The organism is Cytobacillus sp. NCCP-133, from assembly GCF_026011715.1.
In the GTDB taxonomy this organism is placed as follows: Bacteria; Bacillota; Bacilli; order Bacillales; family Cytobacillaceae; genus Cytobacillus.
The window spans coordinates 21,221-38,512 of sequence record NZ_BRVM01000008.1 but is presented as its reverse complement, the minus strand read 5'-3'; the positions used below and the strand labels follow the sequence as shown (position 1 = coordinate 38,512).

Sequence of the window (17,292 nt, the reverse complement as noted above, 5' to 3'; positions counted from 1 at the left end):
TCACTATGGTACATTAAAATGAAGAAACAAGGAAGGCGGCAGAACAATGCAATTGCTAACACATGAACTCGCACAGGAAATAGTGGTGCGCACAATGAAAATACTTCATAAGAACATTAATGTCATGAATGAAAAAGGGATTATCATCGGATCAGGTGATAGCAAAAGGATCGGGCAGCTTCATGATGGTGCACTGCTTGTTCTAAAAAAAGAAGAGAGTCTGGAAATTGGTGAAGTACAAGCTTTTAATCTGAAAGGGTCTAAGCCAGGGATCAATTTGCCGATCCGATTTAATAGCCAAATTGTTGGTGTTGTGGGCATAACGGGGGCTCCGGAGCATATCAGGAGTTATGCAGAACTGGTTAAAATGGCGGCAGAACTAGTATTAGAGCAATCCTTTTTGCTTGAACGAGTTCAGTGGAAGCAGCGTTTGCAGAGTGAAATTGTTAACAGGCTTATTTCCGGCGAGCATCTTGAAGAAGCCTGGATCAAGGAGCGATCCTTATTTCTCGGTTTTCATCTTGAGCAGCCGAGATCAGCCATTATCCTTCAGCTTTGTGAAGACGCAGAAACAGACAATCAAAAGCTTATTAATGCTATTCATTTTGAACTGAGCCAACAGGATTTAATCGGTGTAACCTTCAGCAATGAAATTGTCGTACTTAAAGCCGGATCAGAATCAGTACAAACAGCCTTTTTGAAGAGGATCGCCGCTTTGTCAAAAGGAAAAGCAGTAATGGCTATCGGTTCTATAGCAGAAGATAACAGTGAGCTTAAGACTTCCTTCCATCATGCTCAGCTTCTCACCCATATTGGACCAAAACTTGATCCGCATGCGGAGCTTTATCGTTATCAAGACTTCCGGCTTGAAATTGTCTTATCACAGCTAGCTCAGAAAGAACAGGGAGCATATGCTTTCCATTTTTATAATAAACTTCTTGAGCAGGATAAAAAAGGAGAATTGGTCCATACCCTTGATATATACATAAAAGAAGGCGGAGAGCTAAACAAAATAGCAGACCATCTATTTATACACCGCAATACGCTAAGATACCGGCTTGATAAAATTACCGAACTGACCGGAAAAGATCCGAGAAACATTAAAAATCTGATGGAACTTTATATGGCAAAATTAGTGAACGACCTGAAATAATTGTGCAAATGCACAGTTATTATTATTTTCTAATCAAATAATTCATCATCATTCATAATGTAATCAATCAAGCAAACGCTTACAATGGAACTAGTGATACAAGCATCTAGGGAGGTTTTTATATGGAGGTAACTGTAAGCGCTTTAGGGGCAATCAGCGCCCTTGTTATTGCTATTCTCTTAATCTTAAAAAAAGTGCCGCCAGCCTATGGGATGGTTGCAGGTGCATTAGCTGGAGGTCTAATTGGGGGAGTAGACATTACCAGCACAGTGAACTTAATGATGGAAGGTGCGAAAGGAATTATTCCGGCTGTCCTGAGAATTTTGGCTGCGGGTATTTTGGCCGGCGTTCTGATTGAATCGGGTGCTGCTTCTTCGATTGCTGAAACGATCGTAAAAAAATTCGGGGAAACCCGTGCACTCCTCGCATTGGCGGTTGCCACAATGATTCTTACGACAGTAGGCGTCTTTGTGGATGTGGCCGTTATTACCGTCTCACCCATTGCTTTAGCGATTGCGAAAAGAGCGAAATTGTCCAAAACGGCCATTTTGCTCGCGATGATTGGGGGAGGAAAAGCAGGGAACATCATGTCGCCTAACCCAAATGCCATTGCTGCATCTGATGCATTTGGGGTTCCGCTTACATCTGTTATGGCAGCAGGGATCATTCCGGCTATAGGTGGAATGGCTGTTACATATTTCATTGCCAAGAAGCTGGTACATAAAGGTTCAGCTGTATCAGCGGGTGATGTGGAAGTGAACGAGGATACAAAACTTCCGCTGTTTTTCACAGCCATGATTGCACCACTTGTTACGATTATTTTATTAGCGCTTCGGCCCTTATTTGATATCAGCATTGATCCAATGATTGCTTTGCCAGCCGGTGGGATCATCGGCGCCATCGCCATGAAAAAGACGAAAAAAATCAACGATTACGCTATTTCTGGATTAACCAAAATGTCCGGGGTAGCCATCATGCTTTTAGGAACGGGTACATTGGCCGGCATCATTGCCAATTCGGCTTTAAAAGATGTCATCATAAATTCTTTAAGTTCTTCTGGACTTCCTGCTTATCTGCTGGCGCCAGTGTCCGGTATTTTCATGTCTGCAGCAACGGCATCCACAACGGCAGGTACTGCAGTAGCGAGCGGGGTTTTCGGAAGCACTATTTTAGGGCTGGGTGTTTCAGCCTTGGCTGGAGCTGCCATGATTCATGCGGGTGCTACCGTACTTGACCATTTGCCGCACGGAAGCTTCTTTCATGCTACTGCAGGAAGCGTCCATATGGATATCAAGGAACGCTTGAAGGTTATGCCATATGAATCTCTTGTCGGTTTAACGCTCGCCGTCATATCTACTCTTGTATTCGGAGTCTTTAAGCTTTTTGGATCTTAGGAAGGGAGAGGTATCATGATGAAAATTGTTATTGCGCCTGACTCGTTTAAAGAAAGTTTGTCGGCTCTGGAGGCAGCGAATGCGATCGAAAAAGGCTTTAAATCCATTTTTCCATCTGCAGAATACAGGAAAATGCCGATGGCTGACGGCGGAGAAGGGACGGTTCAATCGCTCGTCGAAGCAACAAACGGTACTATTGAAGAACGGACGGTCACAGGGCCGCTGGGAGAACCCGTTCAAGCATTCTTTGGTTTGATGGGGGATGGGCAAACGGCTGTAATTGAGATGGCAGCTGCTTCCGGGCTGCATCTGGTCCCCGCTGAGAAAAGAAATCCGATGATCACTTCCACTAGAGGGACAGGGGACTTAATCGCTGCCGCTTTGGACTTAGGTGTGGAACACCTCATAATCGGTTTAGGCGGAAGCGCCACAAATGATGGAGGAGCCGGCATGGTTCAGGCATTGGGCGGAAAGCTGCTTGATGAAAAAGGAAAGGATATCGGACCTGGAGGAGGATCTCTTTCACAGCTGGCATCCGTGGATTTATCCGGCTTGGATCCCCGCTTAAAAAATGTTCATATTGAAGTTGCGTGTGATGTAGATAACCCTTTAACGGGCCCAAGAGGTGCATCGGCCATTTTTGGACCGCAAAAAGGGGCGAGTCCTGAAATGGTGAAAATCCTGGACCAAAACCTGGCGCACTTTGCGGATGTGGCTGAAGCTGCTATCGGGAAGCCGTATCGCAATATTGAAGGTGCGGGTGCAGCTGGGGGAATCGGCGGCAGCCTGCTCGCATTTTTGAACGCTGACTTGAAAAGAGGAATCGATATCGTCCTGAGTGCAGTAGATTTTGAAACAGAAGTAAAAGATGCAGATCTCGTCATCACTGGCGAAGGACAGATCGACAGCCAAACGATTTACGGCAAAACGCCTATCGGTGTCGCCAAAGCTGCTAAAAAATACGGCGTATCCGTTATCGGCCTTGCTGGGTCGTTATCGGATGATTGTCATGTTGTGCATGAACATGGAATTGATGCCCTCTTCAGCATTGTCCCTGGCACTATCACCCTGCCCCAAGCCATTGAGCAAGCTGCAATTTATATGGAAAGGACAGCAAGAAACATTGCTGCCTCAATGAAAATAGCTCAAAAAATTTAGTTTGTAAGCTGTGTAATGCGGCTTCTTTTTTTTACAAAAAAAGGCTTATCCTCTTTTAAAACCGAATATGTAATCTTCACGGGAGGGCAAGAAAATAAAAGCTATTGTCATAACCGAATATGGAAAACCAGATGTATTAAAAATGATCGAAACGGACGTGCCAAAAATAAAGCCAAATCAAGTTCTAATCAAAGTTGTTTTAGAGATACAATAATTTTGTTATGTATACAAAGGCAGTCAATGACCCTGTTCAAAAAGTTCTGCATAATGAGTTTGATAAGCGGTTAAGAAGGTAAAAGTAATACCGACTATCTTTAAATCAAGTGAGATTTATATAAGGAGGCAGAGCTGATGCCAAAGGACCCGATTGAATTAACGAAGATGACCATTTATCCTGAAGACACGGCAAATAAGGTAAAAAGCGCCTACATAAGCGGATTTCAGCAGCCGGTTTTTTTCGGCGTTCACGGCGGAGTCAAGCAATTCTATGGCGTCGAACCTGAAGTGGAATATCCGTCTACACTGGACCATATTGTTGCGGCAGCAGGCGGCTGACTGGTTGGAACCCTTGCAGGCGCGCTGGAGGCGCGTCAAATACCCATTACCCGCGAGAAACTGCGCGCTAACGTCCAAGGTGTCATTGAAGCACCGGAGGGCGTTTTGAAAATTACAGTCATCCGGACACATTTCACCTTGCTGATTCCAAAAGGCACTAGAGATGCTGCAGAACGAGCATTGAATGTATTTGAAAAAGCATGTCCTGTTGCTCAAACTCTTAAAGGAGCCATACAGCTTGAAAATACATGGAACATTACGGAGGAATAAAAAATAAAAAAGGACTGATTGCAGTCCTTTTTTGTCTATCCTGCCAATAACACCAAGAAATAGACGATCATTGTGTACAAAGCAGCAGGCACACCGACCTTTGCCCATTCTTTGCTCGTAATCTGCAGCTTTCCGGCAGCAATGATATTTGGAATGTTGCCCGGAATCAGCATTCCGCCGCTGATCAGCAGGCCAAGCAGAATCGACTGCAAGGTAAAATGATTCATTGAAGGGCTAATTTCGGCAGCAGCCAGTGTGGCATTATCCAAAACAGCGGAAATCATATTAATCCAATAGAGCAGCAGCGGATTCAAACCAATTAAGAAACGATTGATTAATGGTTCAAATCCGGCCCCAAGCAAGGTCAGTCCCATGACAAAAAAATAAATCTTCAGCGCTCTTACAAGGATTTCTTCATAGCTTTCACTAGCTGGCTTTTTACTGAAAGAAGCTTTACCGGAAACAGGCGGTTTTACAAAAAGGGCAGCTAATATACCGAAACACAGCAGGGCAATCCCTATCTGTGGTCCGACTAATTCAACCAAGAAGAAGAATTCTTCATCCAGTTTACTGATCGCTATGGTTGAAAGAGGCTCGCCAATCGGTGTTAAAGCTGCTCCAAGGCCAATGGAAAAGCAGGCAAGCACAGTCAGAAAAATCTCCGAGTTCCGTTCAAGCCGCAGGGAACTGACAATCAGCACCAATACCAACGCTGCAATAATGGCTGTAATGATACTTGAGATCAGGCCAAGAAAAATAACCACTAGGGCTGCAAAGAAGCGAAATGGCATACTTCGGCTCATTGTTAAAATGCTTCTTTCCAGACTAGTTTGAAACCATTTAAAAAGCAGACCCGCTACAAATACTGCAAGCGTAATCTTAACAGGATCATTCGCAGCTTTCAAAAAAAGCCTGCTATCCAGCACACCGCTCGTTAAAGCTGCGGAAAGTCCCATGATAAACAGAAACATCTCCAGATTCTTTTCCGCATACCCAGAAAAAAACGGTAACAAAAGGACAATCATGAAAATAACCAGCAAACCAGTAATCATACATCCTTCTCCATTTGGTTATTTTCCAAGTTAGACACCAGGAATACTACAATGGTATGCAGGTGTTGGGACAAACTTTACATAAAAAAATCCCTGCACTTAATAGAGCAGGGAATCCTATGGATAAAATTCAGCTATAATCATTTAACACTGTTCCAGTTAGGTCAAATTCCGGTTCAAGGCCTTCAAGGGCATTCGTATCGTTAGGAGTTGTCCCGGCATTATGTGTTTCGTCCATCACAGGAGATAAAGGGGTTGATTGCCTGCGATCTTTTTTTGCTTGATTATCCAACAATGTTATCAACTCCTTTTTTAATATTTGTTATATTAATTCCTGTATATTACTTATATTCAAACATGTAATTTTTGGAAGTGGCAGAAGGGAGATAATGATAGCTTTCCCAAAACAAGCGATTTTATCATGATAATGATACATATTAGAGAAAATAAAAGGACGGGAGACTTTAGTGATGCATCTGCTGCATTTGAAGACCAAATAAAGAAGGTAATTCTTGAAAGAGGAAAGGAAAACTATTTGATTGGCCGGGCGATCAAAATGAAAGAAACTGGAGAAACTATTCATGCAGACTTTCCTGCTATTTATTGACTATTCAATCCTTTGAGCTTATCCCTCTCCGTATGTTAAGATGTAATTTTATTAAAAATTCAACTTAGAAACTTGATAAATAGAAAACGAGAGAGGAAGTTCAACTTGGATAAACGCATCTATTTACTCGCGATCATATCGTTTGTTGTCGGAATGGTGGAACTTATTATAGGAGGACTGCTGGATCTTGTTGCAGATGATCTTGGAGTCACCCTGGGGCAGACGGGCCTCTTGATCACTGTGTTTTCGCTGGCATTTGCGCTGGCAGCACCGATCCTTCTTACTTTAACTGTAAAAATGGAGCGCAGCCGTTTAATGATGATTTCATTGGTTGTCTTCTTAGCCGGGAATGTTGTTGCTGTCTTTAGTCCTTTTTACAGTGTGCTATTAGTCGGACGCATTCTGGCAGCAACAAGCGGGTCATTGCTAATTGCCTTATGTATGACGATGGCTTCTTATATCGTAGCCGAACAATACCGGGCACGTGCTATCGGGATTGTGTTCATGGGCATCAGTGCATCCCTTGTATTAGGGGTGCCAATCGGGCTGATGCTTGGAAATTCGTTTGGCTGGCGAGCGCCATTTGTGCTTATATCAGCACTAACTGTTCTATCGATGGCAGGCGTATACTTCTTTATGGGAAAAGTGGCGCCAAAACCTGCTGTACCCATTGGCGTACAGCTCAGAACGCTGAAAAGCAGAAAAATAGCACTTACACAAATGACGTCTTTCCTCTTGATGGCAGGCCACTTAACGTTTTATGGGTATTTAACGCCTTTTTTAAAAATGAATTTGGGGCTGGATGGCAACTGGGTCAGCATGGTTTATCTTATTTTCGGAATTGCAGCCGTCATTGGAGGCGGGATCGGCGGCTTGCTTGCAGATCGCTTTGGTGCAAAACCGGTTATCTTAACATTGACCTCCATGTTCGGCATCACCCTTTTCTCCTTGCCTTTTGCTGCTTTTTCATTGCCGGTCTTCCTGGCGGCCGTCGTCATTTGGAGTATGCTGAGCTGGGCCATTACGCCGGCTATTCACAGCTATTTAATTGAAGTAACTCCCGAGACATCGGACATCCAGCAAACCTTGAACAATTCTGCGGTTCACATGGGGATGGCATTTGGCTCCATGATCGGCGGAATTATGATTGAATCGACATCTGTGGAGCTGAATGCGGCAGCCGGGAGTGTTTTTATCGTCATCGCACTTGGAACTGCTGCCCTTTCGATGGCGAAAAAGGTAAGAAGCTTTAAGGCTTCTGAAAGATATGAGAAATAAAATCAGTGCCAAGCTTTATTTACCAAAAAATGTATTGATGCTAAAATAAATTTGATTAAAAAGGAGGGAGAAGATGAGGTTTTCGATAATTTTCATGGTATTCCTGGCTGTATTTTCTGGAAACTATCTCTTTTTCCTTTTTAATAGAAGCACAGGAATGGCCTGTTTTGCTGGTATGAACATCTATATTGTTCAGAAAGCGGAAAAGCGTTTTAAGCTCCAAGATAAAAAAATCGGCCTAACAACTGATTTTTTTATCGTTGCAGGATTATTTTTATTCCCTCTCTTACCGGAACTCATCCTCTTTGGCGATTTACCCCTTTTTAAATAAACTCCGATCTTTACATAGGAAGGTTGTTTTTATTTACAAACAATTTAAACAATTATAAAAATGACCGATATATATATTGAAATATTTTCCTCTAATCTACTATAATCAATATTACATACGGAAAAACCAAGTAAGAGAGGAGCAATTTGGTAAAATAGTATTTTAAAATAAGATACAAAATTAAAGGGGTTTACATAATGAGTCAATTTAGTTACATGTTTCGCACATTGATTGTGGTTATTCCAAGTGTCCTATTGATTGGGCTTGGAGTTGTTTTCGGAAACAATCTGCAGGGGATGGCCTTTTGGGTGACAATCATCAGTGTTATGGCCCTGGGTACGCTGGTCGGCATTCTTTCTTCGATTATCAATTACCGGAGATTTATCGCACCAATTGCAAAAATCAATATACATTTGGATGAACTGGCAGATGGAAATATATCCTGCAGGCTTGATGAAAAATCCGTTGGGCAGTTGGGATCGATTGCGGCAGCTCTTAATTATACATCAGCGACTTGGCAGGAAGTCATTAATAAAGTGGTGAATGCTTCAAATGAGGTTACCCTTTTTGCCCAGCAGCTTTCAACAGGCGCCCAGCAGACGAATATGGCAACGAGTCATATCGCTGAAGTCATTGAGGAAGTGGCTGCAGGTGCAGATCATCAGGTGAAAGGCGTCAGCACAGTGTCCGATGTGATCATGCAGATGTCTGACAGCCTGGGACAAGTTGCAGCAAACTCCGGGCAAGTGACAGAACAAATACATGATTCGCTCGAAAAAGCGAACCACGGTTTTGAATCCATCTCTACAGCAGGATGCCAAATGAACTCCATTCATGTAAATGTACAAGATTTGTCTAAAGTTGTAAAAGGATTGGGTCAGCGTTCACAGGAAATCGGAAAAATTATTGAAGTCATTACAGGAATTGCAGCCCAAACGAATTTGCTGGCTTTAAATGCTGCCATTGAAGCAGCGCGTGCTGGCGAACAGGGAAAGGGCTTTGCCGTGGTTGCCAATGAAGTACGCAGCCTGGCTGAAAAATCCGCTGTATCGACTTTGCAAATCAGCCAATTGATTTCTAAAATTCAAGAGGAAACCAATCAAGTCGTTCAAACCATGGAAACCGTAAACTATGAAGTAACGGAAGGCATGGATATCATGAAGAATGCAGGTGATTCCTTCAACCAGATTCAGCAATCCATCAGCAGCGTAACCGATCAAATGGCAGAAGTGGCAACTGCCATTCAGCAAATGTCAGCAGGTTCCCAGCAAATGGTCCAATCAATGGACGAAATCTCGCATGTTGCGAAGGAATCTGCCATGGCCACACAAAGTGTGCTTGCCTCAACAGAAGAACAGGCTGCTTCGATGGAAGAGATCTCCACTTCTGCAGACCATCTGACCACAATGGCAGAGGATTTAAAGGGATTAATGAAAAAGTTTAAATTATAATAGAAAAGGGTTTAGGATTGCCTAAACTCTTTTATTTGTTTATTTTGCAGATAGAATATTTTCGTCCAAATGATGATTGATGATCATTTTATCTCTTATTGAGTTCTATCCTTTTTATTCCTGAGAGATAGGGGACCGTCCGCTTTCACTGCTAATAAACCCCTGCGACCCTGCAAGAAAACTATCCATCCTATATAATACTTCGACAGAAGGTATTTTCGTATTTTTTTAAAATTAGTAAATTGAAAGGAGTGGATTGATTTGATTGAAAAAGAAAGAATGATGCCTGAAATCAATTTACAGCTAACAGCTTTATTAAGGCGAATGCCAAAAATGCTGGAGGGGAGAGAGAAAGTATGGTCTGAGCTGCGAAAACGGAATGCGGGATTTAGAGGAGAGCAGAAACTGGATTACGATTTAAGTTTTTTAAATGAAAAAGAGTATAGAATCTATCATGGGCTCCGGCTTTCGAGCGGCAATCAATTTTTTCAAATAGATACGCTTTTACTCACGAAAAGATTTGCCATCCTTCTTGAAGTAAAAAATTGGAATGGGACTATTATGTTTGAGCCGGAATTTCACCAGCTAATTCGAATCCATAATGATAAAGAGGAAGCTTTTCAAGACCCCATTTCTCAAGCTGAACATCAGAGCCGGCAATTGAAAAAATGGATACAATCAAATGGATTCCCCCAAATCCCCATTGAATATGCAGTTGTGCTCAGCAGTCCATCCACCATCATTAAATCTCCAAATAAACAAATCTCAACTAAAGTCATCCACGCCCACCGATTACTCAATAAAATTTCCTTAATTGATGAAACCCACAAACTGGTTTGCATACAAGACAAAGAGATAAAAAGATTAAACAGAACATTATTAAAAAACCATGTACCGCATGAAGTGGATATTTTAAACTTTTTTAAAATTAACCTGGATACCCTTCTAACTGGTGTGCACTGTCCCCATTGTGCCACACTCCCTGTGATTTTCCACTGGGGAAAATGGCACTGTCCCGCATGCAAAGGAAAATCTGCAACAGCCCATTATCAAGCAGTTGAAGATTACTTTCTGCTTATTAAACCTGCAATTTCGAACGAAGAATTTCGGAACTTCACACACATTACATCCGTTCATACCGCATACAAGTTACTTTCCGCAATGAACCTTGAGGTGGGAGGTGAAAAGAAAAACAGAACGTATAAAAAGAAAAAGTAATTTGGATAATTTTCCAGAATTGTGAACTTAGCGAATAAATATAAAAATTAGCGAAGAAACCAGTAAAACTAGCGAATAAAATTTAAATTTAGCGAACAAATCATGTAAACTAGCGAATAAAATCTAACAGCTCTCAAAATTCGCCTTTCCACACTATTAAATAAGAGCAAATCTATCATAAATCGAACAAAATCAAAAAAAGCCATTCCAAAAGATGGCTTTTCCCCTCATTATTTATGCAATTCCCGCCTTCATCAGCATCCCATCCAGGGGACGTTCCATCACCGTTTCCATCCATTTGGCGGTTTCCAATACAGATGGAAGATCTGCACCGGTTTCTTCACCCATTCCATGGAACATATTAATCATATCTTCGGTACAAACGTTGCCGACGGCTTTCGGGGCAAACGGACAGCCGCCAAGTCCCGCGATCGAAGAGTCAAACCGTCTCACACCAGCCTGATAACCGGCTAATACATTAGCTAATCCCAATCCGCGCGTATTATGAAAGTGAAGTCCTAATGTAAGATCCTTTCCAAAAATATCAAAAAATGAATTTACCACCTTTTGAACCTGGATTGGATTCGCCATTCCCGTTGTATCAGCAAGTGTAATTTCCGTACAGCCAGCTTCCAAAAACTTCTCTGCAGCTTTCAAGACATTTTCTAGTGGAACTTCGCCTTCAAAAGGGCAGCCAAATGCCGTTCCCAACACTCCAGCTACACCCTTGCCAGATGCAGCTCCTTCCTTAATCACCAGAGAAAGCTCGCCAACAGCCTGTTCAACCGTGCGTTTGGCATTCCGTAAATTGAAGGAATCACTAGTTGCCGTTACGATATGAAGAAAACCCACATCTGTCTTAAGGGCGCGTTCAAGTCCAGACCGGCTTAAAACCAATCCGCCGTACCGGACATTCTCTCTTTTCGGAAGCGATTTCAAAACTTCTTCTGCATCAGCCATCGGTGGAACAACTTTTGGATTTACAAATGAGACAGCTTCTATATTCCGTATGCCGGCATCCATTAACCTGGTAATCAGTTCAACTTTTGTTTCTGACGGGACAATTTTGCCCTCATTTTGCAGGCCATCTCTTGGACCCACTTCGCAGATTTCGATCATTTTACTTCCTCCTTTAGCAAATGGATATTTTTAATTTGCTCCAAATGTTTCAGCACATGATCACGGCCCTGGTAAATATGTTCATGCATCGCTATTCGGGCCCGTTCGGGTTCACGGTTTTTGATTGCTTCCAAAATCGTTTTATGTACCTGAAGGGATTGATTTAGCTGAAAACTGTTATACCAATAAAAGGATCGAAACACGATTGGAACGACAACGACCTTGGAAATATGAAAATGAATATGCTCATTATTCGAAGCAGCAACGATGGCTTCATGGAACTTCTGGTTGACTTCAACCATATCTTTAAGGCGATCCATATCCGATTCTACATAGCGGCTAATCGCTTCTTCGTAAAAAACATTTGCTTCTTCCATTTTCAGCAAGTCGTCTACGGTACGATGAATTGCTGCCTGGCTGGCTGCATATCCCTCTAAAAGTGTGCGCAAATCATAAATTTGCCTGATATCTTCTTTTGTAAAGTGCCTGACACTTACACCGCGTTTCAAGGGGATCACAAGACCTTCTGCTTCAAGCTGTTTAATTGCTTCTCGAATCGGAGTGCGGCTAAGATTCATTTCTTTAGCCAAAGACTCTTCTGCAAGCCGCATCCCTGGGACAAATTTCCCCTCAATAATGGCATCTTTGATAAATTCGTATGCATCCATACCAACACCTCGATATCATTGTATACAAAAGAGATTTTCATTACAATAAACATTCTGAAAATTTTAAAGAAACCCTAATTTTAAGCGCATCGCTCACAAATTTCAGAAAAATTATAAAATTATGATTGACTTCTTGTATACAAACCCTTAAATTTGTATACAAGATTGGGAAAATTTAAATTTCATTTAACAATCCAGAAAACACAGGAGGTAGAAACATGACTGAAAAACAGCTTCCCTTGGAAGATATCAGAGTCATTGAACTTGGCACTCTTTTAGCAGGACCATTTTCAGGACGTCTCCTCGGAGACTTCGGAGCGGAAATTATAAAGGTTGAGCCTCCGGGTAAATCAGACCCAATGAGGAACTGGGGAAAATCAAAGGATGGAGTCGGACTTTGGTGGCCGATTCAATCACGCAATAAGAAATCGATCACATTAAATCTTAGGGAGGAAGAAGGACAGCAAGTTCTAAGAGAGCTTGTTAAAGAAGCAGATGTTGTCATTGAGAACTTCCGCCCGGGAACGATGGAAAAATGGAATCTTTCCTATGAAACACTATCCGAAATTAATCCCAAAATTATTATGGTCCGTACTTCAGGCTATGGACAGACGGGCCCTTATAAGCATCGTGCGGGCTTTGGAAGTGTGGGTGAAGCAATGGGAGGGCTCAGAAATGTAACCGGTTTCCCTGATCGGCCGCCATCTAGAATTGGCGTATCCATCGGAGATACACTGGCTGCCCTTTTTGCCACGATTGGCTGCCTCGTTGCCCTACATGAAAGAGAACGCTCAGGAAAGGGACAGGTGGTCGATACAGCACTTTATGAATCTGTTTTCTCTGTGATGGAAAGCATTATTCCGGATTACCTCCTAGCAGGCTACATAAGGGAACGGATGGGGAATATCCTGCCGGGGGTGGCTCCATCCAATATTTATTTCACACAGGATAAAACGTACATCGTAATCGGGGCGAATGCAGATGGAGTATTCCGCAGACTATGCGAGGCAATGGAGCAGCCGGAATTGGCCGATGACCCGAGGTTTTCAACTCACTATGCCAGAGGGGAGAACATGAAACTGCTTGATTCCATGATTGAAGAGTGGACGAAGACACTTCCGGCAAAAGAAGCGCTTAGCATTCTAGAAGAAAAGGGGGTACCGTCCGGACTCATTTATTCTGCTAAAGATATACTTGAAGATCCTCATTATCAGGAACGTGACATGATCGTTAAAGTGGACCACCCGCAGCTGGGCGAGTTCCCGATGCCTGGAATCGTACCTAAACTAAGCAGGACACCGGGTGAAGTGAAGCATGCTGGCCCTGAGTTAATGGGCAAGCATAATCATGAGATTTATTCCGGACTCCTTGGCTTTAGTGAAGATAGGTTAGAAGAATTGCAGAAGAATCATATCATTTAGGTGAGCTTTCAATGGGTCAAACATTATACGAAAAAATAGGGGATAACTTTGACTGAATGGAAGAAGTACTATACGGACAAAAGATGCTGAGTTTGATCGGTCTATTGATTTTGATGCTTCTGAAATCATCCCTCAGGTGACATGGGGAACAAATCCGGGCCAGGTTGCAGGAATTGAAGACACAATCCCATCATTCAAAAAACTTCCTGCTGATCAAGTTAAGGCAGCCAAAAAAGCACTTCAGTACATGGGTTTGGAGCCCGGTACGCCGATAACAGAAATCGAAGTAAATAAAGTCTTTATCGGCTCTTGTACGAACAGCCGGATTGAAGATCTCCGCATAGCGGCGAACATCGCAAAACGGTTACAAGGTCGCTGACCAGGTTGAAGCACTAGTCGTTTCTGGTTCCCAGCTCAGCTGATTTCGAGATAGAGGGTTACCGGAAAGATTAGCTGCTGAAGGGTCTTGGTGAAATTGGTTCAACCCTTCTTGCATCCGAAAAAATAGACTCCTTTGAATCCGCACACAAAATTTTTTATAAGCTTAAAGCTTAATTTAAAAATAGGGAGGCAGCAAAATGAAAAATGGGCAAGTCAGGGAACCGATCCAAAAAAAGTGGATTTGGATTCTCCTCGCACTGATCACTTTGGGAATTGTTCCATGGTATTTTCCGGCATCGGCTACAGAGCCATACATTCTCGGATTTCCGTTATGGGCATTTATCTCAACCGTTTTTACAATTATCTTGTGTGGATATTTAAGCTGGCTTTGTGTGAACGAATGGAACATCGTTGAGGATCAGGAAGAATCTGAAAACGCAAAGGGGGATAAGCGATGAATGAGTTAGCTTTTGCAGGCACTGATGGGATCATCATTTTATCTGCCTTTGCAATCATCATGCTATTGATTGGTTACCTTTCAGGCAGAGGAGAGAAAAATATCCATGAAAGTCTCTCAGGCTACTATCTTGCTGGAAGAAACCTTGGCTTTATTGCACTATTTTTCACCCTTTATGCAACACAATATAGCGGAAATACGGTTGTAGGGTATGCACCAACTGCCTATCGGACAGGGTTTTCCTGGCTGCAGTCCATATCCTTTATGACGATTATTATTGGTGTTTACTTATTATTTGCACCAAGGCTTTATGTCATTGCCAAAAAGAGAAACTTTGTAACGCCAACAGACTGGATTCAGCATCGTTTTAACTCTAAATCGATTACTCTATTAAGTATTTTTCTCATGCTATGGGGTCTTGGCAACTATTTGCTTGAACAGCTCGTCGCCATTGGCCAGGCTGTTTCCGGTATGACGGGCGGAACCATTCCTTACCAAATTGCTGTTATTGTTTTTGTCATTGTCATGCTAGCTTATGAATGGATGGGCGGCATGAAGGCTGTAGCCTTTACTGATGTCATGCAGGGCATCGTCCTTATGATTGGAATTATTGTATTCCTGATCGGCGGCCTTTATCTAGTAGGTGGAAGCATAGGAGATGTCACACGCTATATTGCTGAAATGGAACCGGCCAAAACAGCAGTTCCTGCAATGGAAGTGAATATTAACTGGTTTAGCATGCTGCTTCTTGTAGGGATGGGGGCAAGTATTTATCCGCATGCTGTACAAAGAATTTATTCAGCTAAAAGTGAGAAAACGCTGAAAAAATCATTTTCGCGCATGGCATGGATGCCCCCAATTACGACAGGCCTTGTATTCCTTGTCGGGATCATTGGAATTATGCTTTTCCCTGGATTAGATAAAACCGGGTCTGAACAGCTGGTCGGTATGATGGCTAATGAGATTGCAGCTATTCACCCTATTTATTACTGGGTGATGATTATCTTCTTTGGCGGCATTGTGGCAGCGATCATTTCAACGGCAGACTCTGTTTTGCTTAGCTTCTCATCCTTGTTATCAAATGATGTATACGGAAAATTCATCAATCCAGGTGCAACTGAACATAAAAAGGTAATGGTCGGAAAAGTGGGCGGCATTATTGCCATCATCCTTTTGCTTTGGATTGCATGGAACCCTCCTGGAACCCTTTATGAAATCTTTGTGTTAAAATTTGAATTACTTGTCCAGGTATTCCCTGCATTTGTACTTGGATTATATTGGAAGCGTTTAAACGGGAAAGCTGTTTTCTGGGGAATGCTGGCGGGTGCCTTATTGGCAGGAATTTTAACCATTACAGGATACAAAACAGTCTTTGGCATTCATGGAGGAGTCATTGGATTAGGCCTAAACTTCCTAATTTGTATTGGCGGCACATTATTAACAAGCACAGTTTCAAAGAATGAAGTTCTAGAGGAAGATTTAAATGCATTAAATTTGAAGGCATAAAAGCCGAAAAAGAGTTGAATAAATATGAGCAATTTAATGGTAAAAAAATATCCTGTGTCTCTGGCTGATCCATGGAGAATGCTGTTATTTCTATTGCTCGCACAGCTGATGGTAGCGTTCATTGGACGAAGTATAGGACCGCTGGGCGTTTTAATTGGGGAAGATCTTTCCCTGACTAAGTCGCAGATTGGCATGCTCCCGGCGGCACTCTTTTTAGGGCAGGCGATTGTTTCAGTGCCGGCCGGTTTTCTGACTGACATAGCAGGATCCCGTAAACTATTGGTTCTGGCTTCTGCTTTTATGGGGTTGGGCTTCCTGCTCATGACTTTGCTTCATCAATTTTGGCTGGTTCTTTTATTGATCATTATTGGAGGGCTCGGGTATGGATCCATGCACCCGATCACAAACAGAGGAATTATTTATTGGTTTCCGCTCAAGCAGAGAGGAACAGCGATGGGGATAAAGCAAACGGGAATCACAGCAGGATCTGCTCTTGCAAGCTTGATCCTGCTGCCTCTTAGTGTCACCTTTGGGTGGAGGTCCGTGCTGCTGATCGCTTGTTTGCTATTGATAGCAGGAGGATTTATTTCTTATCATTTTTACAGGGACCCTCCGGAATTGGAACAGCAGAAAGGAAGCAGCACAAGCATTATCCAATTTTATAAATCAATGTTTAAAATGCTAAAAAATAAAGCATTGATGTTGGTCAGCTTTAGCGCTTTTGGATTAAATGGCACCCAAATGTGCTTAAATACGTATATCGTATTATTTGCATATGAACAGCTGAATATCTCAATCTTTTTATCCGGCATACTTCTTGTCGTATCAGAATTATGCGGCTCAACCGGAAGGGTTGCCTGGGGAGTCATCAGCGACCGGCTGTTTAATGGCAAGCGTGTGATTATCCTAATGATTATTACGATTATAACAGCCCTAGCAAGTGGAACGGTTGCCTTGATTCACTCAGCCTCCTTTTGGGCAATGGTACCGATCGTCGCACTGTTTGGATTTGCCGCTTCAGGATTTAATGGAATCTGGATGAATCTTGCAAGCGAATTGGTGCCAAAAGAAAAAGCAGGCATTTCTAGCGGGATAAGTATTACGCTTGGTTCGGCAGGTGCGATCATTATCCCTCCACTGTTCGGGCTTATCGTCGATCAGACCGGGAATTTTTCGTCTGGATGGCTTTTGATCACAGGTATGATGATAATCGTGTTTACCCTGCTAACAATCTTAACGATTCTAAATAAGAAAAGAAACGATGTCATTTAGT

The 17,292-nt window shown here is 42.5% G+C and carries 19 protein-coding genes; 15 read left to right on the top strand and 4 right to left on the bottom strand.

Annotated features, from left to right (window positions below; genetic code table 11):
- Positions 1 to 46: 46 nt before the first annotated feature.
- From NCCP133_RS11100 to NCCP133_RS11080, 5 genes are all read left to right on the top strand, one after another.
- The gene (locus NCCP133_RS11100) at positions 47 to 1,153 is read left to right on the top strand and encodes a CdaR family transcriptional regulator (RefSeq protein WP_264805043.1); all 1,107 of its coding nucleotides are present in this window, start codon (positions 47 to 49) and stop codon (positions 1,151 to 1,153) included.
- 122 nt (positions 1,154 to 1,275) lie between these two features.
- Positions 1,276 to 2,547: a GntP family permease gene (locus NCCP133_RS11095; protein WP_264805042.1), complete on the top strand. Its 1,272-nt coding sequence runs from the start codon at positions 1,276 to 1,278 to the stop codon at positions 2,545 to 2,547.
- A gap of 18 nt (positions 2,548 to 2,565) precedes the next feature.
- Positions 2,566 to 3,705, top strand: a complete 1,140-nt coding sequence (locus NCCP133_RS11090) for a glycerate kinase (protein WP_264805185.1) — start codon at positions 2,566 to 2,568, stop codon at positions 3,703 to 3,705.
- 351 nt (positions 3,706 to 4,056) lie between these two features.
- Positions 4,057 to 4,260: a hypothetical protein gene (locus tag NCCP133_RS11085; RefSeq protein ID WP_264805041.1), complete on the top strand. Its 204-nt coding sequence runs from the start codon at positions 4,057 to 4,059 to the stop codon at positions 4,258 to 4,260.
- Positions 4,261 to 4,530: an OsmC family protein gene (locus NCCP133_RS11080; RefSeq protein WP_264805183.1), complete on the top strand. Its 270-nt coding sequence runs from the start codon at positions 4,261 to 4,263 to the stop codon at positions 4,528 to 4,530.
- Between the two features lie 35 nt (positions 4,531 to 4,565).
- On the opposite strand, the gene NCCP133_RS11075 is transcribed toward NCCP133_RS11080, so the two are convergent.
- Together NCCP133_RS11075 and NCCP133_RS11070 are read right to left on the bottom strand one after the other, a co-directional pair.
- Positions 4,566 to 5,582: a DUF1646 domain-containing protein gene (locus NCCP133_RS11075; protein ID WP_264805040.1), complete on the bottom strand. Its 1,017-nt coding sequence runs from the start codon at positions 5,580 to 5,582 to the stop codon at positions 4,566 to 4,568.
- 130 nt (positions 5,583 to 5,712) lie between these two features.
- Positions 5,713 to 5,877 carry a hypothetical protein gene (locus NCCP133_RS11070; RefSeq protein WP_264805038.1) on the bottom strand — a complete coding sequence of 55 codons (165 nt, stop codon included), beginning with the start codon at positions 5,875 to 5,877 and terminating at the stop codon, positions 5,713 to 5,715.
- 126 nt (positions 5,878 to 6,003) lie between these two features.
- Here NCCP133_RS11070 and NCCP133_RS11065 point away from each other — a divergent pair, with 126 nt between their 5' ends.
- The 5 genes from NCCP133_RS11065 to NCCP133_RS11045 all read left to right on the top strand — a co-directional run bounded on the left by NCCP133_RS11065 (position 6,004) and on the right by NCCP133_RS11045 (position 10,467).
- Positions 6,004 to 6,189 (top strand): hypothetical protein, encoded by a 186-nt coding sequence (locus NCCP133_RS11065; protein ID WP_264805037.1) that lies wholly within the window; start codon positions 6,004 to 6,006, stop codon positions 6,187 to 6,189.
- 105 nt (positions 6,190 to 6,294) lie between these two features.
- Complete coding sequence (locus NCCP133_RS11060; protein WP_264805036.1) at positions 6,295 to 7,467, top strand: MFS transporter; 1,173 nt, start codon at positions 6,295 to 6,297, stop codon at positions 7,465 to 7,467.
- Between the two features lie 94 nt (positions 7,468 to 7,561).
- On the top strand, positions 7,562 to 7,798 hold the full coding sequence (locus NCCP133_RS11055) for a hypothetical protein (protein WP_264805035.1): 237 nt from the start codon (positions 7,562 to 7,564) through the stop codon (positions 7,796 to 7,798).
- A 197-nt stretch (positions 7,799 to 7,995) separates the two neighbouring features.
- Positions 7,996 to 9,249, top strand: coding sequence for a methyl-accepting chemotaxis protein (locus NCCP133_RS11050; RefSeq protein WP_264805034.1), 1,254 nt, complete (start codon positions 7,996 to 7,998; stop codon positions 9,247 to 9,249).
- A gap of 261 nt (positions 9,250 to 9,510) precedes the next feature.
- Positions 9,511 to 10,467: a nuclease-related domain-containing protein gene (locus NCCP133_RS11045; RefSeq protein ID WP_264805033.1), complete on the top strand. Its 957-nt coding sequence runs from the start codon at positions 9,511 to 9,513 to the stop codon at positions 10,465 to 10,467.
- A gap of 234 nt (positions 10,468 to 10,701) precedes the next feature.
- Here NCCP133_RS11045 and NCCP133_RS11040 read toward each other — a convergent pair whose 3' ends face one another.
- A complete protein-coding gene (locus NCCP133_RS11040) occupies positions 10,702 to 11,586 on the bottom strand; it encodes a hydroxymethylglutaryl-CoA lyase (protein WP_264805032.1) in 885 nt (294 codons plus the stop codon).
- Positions 11,583 to 12,254, bottom strand: coding sequence for a GntR family transcriptional regulator (locus NCCP133_RS11035; protein WP_264805031.1), 672 nt, complete (start codon positions 12,252 to 12,254; stop codon positions 11,583 to 11,585). The genes NCCP133_RS11040 and NCCP133_RS11035 overlap by 4 nt, the downstream gene beginning before the upstream one ends.
- Before the next feature lie 218 nt (positions 12,255 to 12,472).
- Here NCCP133_RS11035 and NCCP133_RS11030 point away from each other — a divergent pair, with 218 nt between their 5' ends.
- From NCCP133_RS11030 to NCCP133_RS11010, 5 genes are all read left to right on the top strand, one after another.
- Positions 12,473 to 13,675 carry a CaiB/BaiF CoA transferase family protein gene (locus tag NCCP133_RS11030; RefSeq protein ID WP_264805030.1) on the top strand — a complete coding sequence of 401 codons (1,203 nt, stop codon included), beginning with the start codon at positions 12,473 to 12,475 and terminating at the stop codon, positions 13,673 to 13,675.
- Positions 13,676 to 13,811: 136 nt separating this feature from the next.
- A complete protein-coding gene (locus NCCP133_RS11025) occupies positions 13,812 to 14,054 on the top strand; it encodes an aconitase family protein (RefSeq protein WP_331491043.1) in 243 nt (80 codons plus the stop codon).
- Positions 14,055 to 14,253: 199 nt separating this feature from the next.
- A complete protein-coding gene (locus tag NCCP133_RS11020; RefSeq protein WP_264805029.1) occupies positions 14,254 to 14,514 on the top strand; it encodes a hypothetical protein in 261 nt (86 codons plus the stop codon).
- Entirely contained in the window at positions 14,511 to 16,019 is a 1,509-nt protein-coding gene (locus NCCP133_RS11015) for a sodium:solute symporter family protein (protein ID WP_264805028.1), read from the top strand. Before NCCP133_RS11020 ends, NCCP133_RS11015 begins: the two co-directional genes overlap by 4 nt.
- Before the next feature lie 24 nt (positions 16,020 to 16,043).
- Positions 16,044 to 17,291, top strand: coding sequence for an MFS transporter (locus NCCP133_RS11010; protein WP_264805027.1), 1,248 nt, complete (start codon positions 16,044 to 16,046; stop codon positions 17,289 to 17,291).
- The last annotated feature ends 1 nt before the right edge of the window (position 17,292 follow it).